Consider the following 3,770-nt stretch of genomic DNA (forward strand, 5'->3'; position numbering starts at 1 on the left):
GCCCCACCCCCTGTCCCGCCTGCTGCGCGGCCGCGCCCTGCGGCGGCAGGTACGCCGTCTCCGTCGCGTCCACCGCGGCGACCGGCGGGTGTGCCTGGGTCTCCCAGGTCTGGCCCTCCCACTGCTGGGTGTACTGCTGGGCCTGCGCGGCCTGTGCCTCGTCGGAGTCCTGCCAGGAGGGCTGCTGGTACGGGTCGTAGCCCTCGTACGGGGTGCCGTACGGCTGGTTGGTCATGATCGCGTCACCCTCCTGCGAACGGCGGGAGCACCTCGACCGTGCCGCCGTCGGCCAGCCGTACCGTCTCATGTCCGCGGGTGCCCACGGGGTCACCGTCGATGAGGAACGAGCATCGCCGCAGTACGCGGACGAGTTCGCCGGGGTGTCGCTCGCGGGCCCCGTCCAGCGCGTCGGCGAGCGTGACCGCGTCGTACGGCTCCTCGGCGACGCCCGCGGCGGCCTTGGCGGCTGCCCAGTAGCGCACCGTGCCCTTTGCCATCTCGTCCCTCAATCGGTTGTGGTGAACACGGTCAGGCTATCGGGCGGGGGCGGAAGGCCGCGTTCGCCGCCGCCCAGCCCGCGATCCGACCGAGCAGCGCGTCGTCCGTCGCGTGCTCCGCGTGGCCCATTCCCGGCTCCAGCCAGAGTTCACCGTGTTCGCCGGCCGCGGCGGCCAGCATCCGCGGGTGGTCCACGGGGAAGTAGCCGTCCCGGTCGCCGTGGACGATGAGGAGGGGGGTCGGTGCGATCAGGGGCACCGACTCGACGGGCGACGAGGGCACCGGGTCCCAGTCGCGGTGGTGGATGCGGGTGCGCAGACCGTAGCGGCCCACCGCGCGGCCCACGGGCTGGGTGACCAGCCAGTGCAGCCGCCGCATGGGCGCCGTGCCGCGGTAGTACCAGCGGGCGGGCGCGCTCACCGAGACGACCGCGTCCGTACGCGCGGCTTCCACCCCACCCGTACGTGTCTCCGTGCGCCCCTCGTGCGCCGCCGGGCCGTGCAGCGCCGCGTGCCGCAGGACCACCGAGCCACCCATCGAGAAGCCGACGGTGGCCACGCGGGTGTGCCCGAGTTCCCGTGCCCAGGCGACCGCGGCCGCCAGGTCGAGCACCTCGCGGTCGCCGACCGTGGAGCGTCCGCCCGAGGCCCCGTGGCCGCGGAAGGAGAAGGTCACCACGGCTCCGTACCGGGCGAAGGCGCGCGCCACCCGGCGGACGTGCGGGCGGTCGACATCACCGGTGAAGCCGTGGGCCACGACGAACGCCAGGTCACGGGAAAGTGGCGCCGAGGCGTCGTATACGGCGGCACACGGCTCGTATACGGAATCGATCGTCACGCCGTCGGAGGTGCGCAAAAACCTCCGCAAAGGGGCGCGAGGGGCCGTCTCGGAGTTCGGGAAGGAGAGGGAACGCATCACATGACCTGCCGGACCAGTGCTCTTGTGGGCTATTCTGCTGGGCAGAGGACTCGGGCAGCGTAGCCCCCGGGTCCTTTTGTGCTTTCGGAAGCGTTGTATACGAGGCGGGAAACCGCAGGTGTACGGGCCGTCGATCGCATGAGCGAGTCCAGGGGGCGGGGGATTCGCACCGCAAGGCAGCACCAAGCAGTGCCGCAAACGTCCTCGCAGGGACCGAGGAGGAACCAGACGTTATGGGCGAGCGAACCGTGCACGAATCGATGACGACCCGGGCAGGTGGAGTCCGATGAGCTCTCTGCTGCTCCTGACCAATGCCCTCCAGCCGTCGACGGAGGTGCTTCCCGCTCTCGGTCTGCTCCTGCACAACGTGCGAGTGGCTCCGGCAGAGGGCCCCGCACTCGTCGACACCCCCGGTGCCGACGTCATCCTCATCGACGGGCGCCGCGACCTCCCGCAGGTGCGGAGCCTGTGCCAGCTGCTGCGGTCGACCGGGCCCGGCTGTCCCCTCATCCTCGTCGTCACCGAGGGCGGCCTCGCGGCCGTCACCGCCGACTGGGGCATCGACGACGTACTGCTCGACACCGCCGGCCCGGCGGAGGTCGAGGCGCGGCTCAGACTGGCCATGGGCCGCCAGCAGATCGTCAACGACGACTCCCCCATGGAGATCCGCAACGGCGACCTGTCGGTGGACGAGGCGACCTACAGCGCCAAGCTCAAGGGCCGCATCCTCGACCTGACCTTCAAGGAGTTCGAGCTCCTGAAGTACCTGGCCCAGCACCCGGGCCGCGTCTTCACGCGCGCGCAGCTGCTGCAAGAGGTCTGGGGCTACGACTACTTCGGTGGTACGCGGACCGTCGACGTGCACGTACGACGCCTGCGCGCGAAACTCGGCCCCGAGCACGAGTCGCTGATCGGGACCGTCCGGAACGTCGGTTATCGATTCGTCACCCCGGAAAAGGTGGACCGGGCCGCGGACGAGGCGAAGGCCAAGGCGAGCAGGCCAAAGCCGGAGGAAGCGGACGAGACGGCACACCTGGACGCGGCGGACGCCGCCGAGGTGGCCGCGGACGCGTAGCACTGGGGTGGGGCGTGCGCGGCGGCCGCCAGGTTACCGCCCGGTCGGCATCAGGTTGAGACCTGTACGCCCTGCCCAGAGCGTTGCAATCCGCGTAGACTCCGCGCGTGGCCAAGGTGACTCGGGATGATGTGGCGCGACTTGCGGGGACTTCCACCGCCGTCGTCAGTTACGTCATCAACAACGGACCCCGGCCGGTCGCCCCGGCCACGCGCGAGCGTGTCCTCGCCGCGATCAAGGAACTGGGGTACCGGCCCGACCGCGTCGCCCAGGCCATGGCGTCGCGGAAGACCGAGCTCATAGGCCTGATCGTGCCGGACGCGCGCCAGCCGTTCTTCGGCGAGATGGCGCACGCGGTCGAACAGGCCGCCGCCGAGCGCGGCAAGATGGTCCTCGTCGGGAACTCGGACTACGTGGCCGAGCGCGAGGTCCACTATCTGCGGGCCTTCCTCGGGATGCGGGTCTCCGGGCTGATCCTCGTCAGCCACGCGCTCAACGACAACGCGGCGGCGGAGATAGACGCGTGGGACGCGCGGGTGGTGCTGCTGCACGAGCGGCCCGAGGCGATCGACGACGTGTCCGTGGTGACCGATGACCTCGGGGGCGCCCAGCTCGCCGTACGGCATCTTCTGGAGCACGGCTACGAGTACGTGGCCTGTGTGGGTGGCATCGCCGAGACTCCGCTGGTCGGTGACCCTGTCTCCGACCATGTCGAGGGGTGGCGGCGTGCGATGCAGGAGGCGGGGCTCTCCACGGAGGGGCGCCTCTTTGAGGCGCCGTACAACCGTTACGACGCGTATGGGATCGCCCTGGAGTTGCTCGGTGGGCCTCATCGGCCGCCCGCGATCTTCTGTTCCACCGATGACCAGGCCATTGGTGTGCTGCGGGCCGCGCGGGAGTTGCGGATCGATGTGCCCGGGGAGTTGGCGGTGGCCGGGTTCGACGACGTGAAGGAAGCGGCGTTGACTGATCCGCCGTTGACGACCGTGGCCACGGACCGTACGGGGATGGCTCGGGCGGCGGTTGATCTCGTGCTGGATGACGGGGTGCGGGTGGCTGGGTCCCGTCGTGAGCGGGTGAAGCAGTTTCCGTCGCGGTTGGTTGTGCGGCGGTCGTGCGGGTGCGGGTAGTTTTTCGGGTGCGGGTTCGTTGTGGCTTGTCGCGCAGTTCCCCGCGCCCCTGAAAAAGCTCCGGGCGCGCCCCGTCATGAAGCTGCGGGTCCGTCGTGGTTGCTCGCGCAGTTCCCCGCGCCCCCAAAAAAATGCGGGCTCCGCATCCC

The 3,770-nt window shown here is 70.4% G+C and carries 4 protein-coding genes and 1 pseudogene; 2 read left to right on the forward strand and 3 right to left on the reverse strand.

Going from position 1 to position 3,770, the window contains the following annotated elements; genetic code table 11:
- The 3 genes and pseudogenes from FNH08_RS46720 to FNH08_RS46730 form a co-directional block, all read right to left on the reverse strand.
- Window positions 1-235 (reverse strand): annotated as a pseudogene (locus FNH08_RS46720) (hypothetical protein); the annotation flags it as partial.
- Window positions 236-242: 7 nt separating this feature from the next.
- Window positions 243-497 carry a MoaD/ThiS family protein gene (locus tag FNH08_RS46725; protein ID WP_152777883.1) on the reverse strand — a complete coding sequence of 85 codons (255 nt, stop codon included), beginning with the start codon at window positions 495-497 and terminating at the stop codon, window positions 243-245.
- A gap of 31 nt (window positions 498-528) precedes the next feature.
- Window positions 529-1,413: an alpha/beta hydrolase gene (locus tag FNH08_RS46730; RefSeq protein ID WP_152777885.1), complete on the reverse strand. Its 885-nt coding sequence runs from the start codon at window positions 1,411-1,413 to the stop codon at window positions 529-531.
- A gap of 289 nt (window positions 1,414-1,702) precedes the next feature.
- Here FNH08_RS46730 and FNH08_RS46735 point away from each other — a divergent pair, with 289 nt between their 5' ends.
- Complete coding sequence (locus FNH08_RS46735; protein ID WP_152777887.1) at window positions 1,703-2,491, forward strand: response regulator transcription factor; 789 nt, start codon at window positions 1,703-1,705, stop codon at window positions 2,489-2,491.
- 107 nt (window positions 2,492-2,598) lie between these two features.
- Window positions 2,599-3,621 carry a LacI family DNA-binding transcriptional regulator gene (locus FNH08_RS46740; RefSeq protein ID WP_322726549.1) on the forward strand — a complete coding sequence of 341 codons (1,023 nt, stop codon included), beginning with the start codon at window positions 2,599-2,601 and terminating at the stop codon, window positions 3,619-3,621.
- Window positions 3,622-3,770: the final 149 nt, after the last annotated feature.

This window comes from Streptomyces spongiae (assembly GCF_009377185.1).
Taxonomy (GTDB): domain Bacteria; phylum Actinomycetota; class Actinomycetes; order Streptomycetales; family Streptomycetaceae; genus Streptomyces; species Streptomyces spongiae.